This window comes from Arthrobacter sp. H20, assembly GCF_000520515.1.
Taxonomy (GTDB): Bacteria; Actinomycetota; Actinomycetes; order Actinomycetales; family Micrococcaceae; genus Arthrobacter_D.
This window is the reverse complement of record NZ_KI914752.1, coordinates 63,199-64,705: the sequence shown is the minus strand read 5'-3', so window position 1 is coordinate 64,705 and position 1,507 is coordinate 63,199. Positions and strand designations below refer to the sequence as shown.

The 1,507-nt window shown below is 65.1% G+C and carries 2 protein-coding genes; one reads left to right on the top strand and one right to left on the bottom strand.

Features of this window, described 5'->3' with window-relative positions:
• On the top strand, nt 1–800 hold an 800-nt coding region (gene metX, locus Y703_RS20205), incomplete at its 5' end, for a homoserine O-acetyltransferase family protein (RefSeq protein ID WP_035765397.1).
• A 10-nt stretch (nt 801–810) separates the two neighbouring features.
• Here the strand turns inward: metX and Y703_RS20200 are convergent.
• On the bottom strand, nt 811–1,507 hold a 697-nt coding region (locus Y703_RS20200; RefSeq protein WP_035765394.1), incomplete at its 5' end, for an SGNH/GDSL hydrolase family protein.

The window sequence follows — 1,507 nt, the reverse complement described above, 5'->3', positions numbered from 1 at the left end:
CAGCCACTGCTGATCCCGGCGGCGTCCCCTGGGGATCCCGGTTCCCCTACATCACAATCAGGGACTCGGTCCGTGCCGAGGCCCGCCTGATGGATGCACTGGGGATCGGGCAGTGGCACTCGGTGATCGGCGGGTCACTCGGTGGCGCCCGGGCCCTGGAATGGGCGCTGATGTACCCGGACCGGGTTCAGCGATGTGCGGTCATCGCCTGTACAGCGGCCAGCTCGGCGGAGCAGATTGCGTTCGCACAGGCCCAACTGCGTTCGATCCGCCTGGACCCGGGGTTCGCCGGTGGCGACTACTATTCCGGGCCCGGGCCGGTGGACGGTCTCGGACTGGCGCGCCGAATCGCCCACATTACCTATCGATCCGAACCGGAGCTCCAGGATCGCTTCGGGCGGTCCGCGCAGGGCGCTGAGACGCCATTTGGCTGCTCGGCTCCAGCGGAGCGCGGCCGATACCAGGTGGAGAGCTATCTGGATCATCAGGCAGAAAAACTGGTGGCGCGCTTCGACGCAAACAGCTACGTCCTGCTGACCGAGGCACTTATGGGCCACGACGCAGGCCGGGACCGCGGCACCCTGGAGGAGGCATTACGACGGGCCAGTGCCACGTTCTTCATCGCGGCAGTGGACTCGGATCGGTTGTACTACCCGGTCCAGTCCGACACCCTGGCGCAGGCTCTGCCGGGCGAGGTGAGCGTGAATATGATCAGTTCCCCGATCGGGCACGACGCCTTCCTGACGGAGATTCATCAACTAGACGGCCGGCTGCGGGAAGCTTTCTACTCCGGTCGGTGACCTTCTCACCCTAGCTGCCTGCGCCCGGAGGCATGCCGGGGCCAAAGATGGGGGCAGCATCAGGGCGCTTCGCGAGCACCCCGTCACCCGAGGACTGACGCCGCAGCCGGCGGAGCACCCACGGAACAAAATACACTTTGGCCCACACCAGGTCTTCAGTGCGCGCAGTGCGCCAGGACTTGTGGGGGAGTGCCTGCGGCTCAAGGGGTGTCAGGGAGTGAGGCACCGCGAGGGTTTCCAGCACCATCATCGCGATGGTGTGGTGCCCCAGCGGCGAGAAGTGCAAACGGTCTCCATCCCACATCTGGGGGTTCACCAGCTGTCGCAGCGCCCACATGTCGGCGATCAACGCATCATGCCGGGCGGCGATAATCCTCAGGTTCTCGTTGTAGATGGCTGTTTTTGACCGGAAGTTGCCGAGAACCGACTCCCGCGCATCAGGACCGGTGAACAGGACTACCGTTGCATGATCGGCGCTTAGCGCCTCGACCGCGGCGTCCAGACGTTGAGCCAACTGGTCTGGATCTCCGCCCGGGCGAATCAGGTCATTGCCGCCAGCCGAGATGGTGATCAGGTCAGGCTTCAAGGCCAGCGCCGGCGCCACCTGCTGGTCAACTATCTGATGGAGCAATCGGCCGCGGACGGCGAGGTTGGCATACGCGAAATCCTCGCGGCTTGTGCTCAGTTCCTCCGCCACCCGGTCAGCC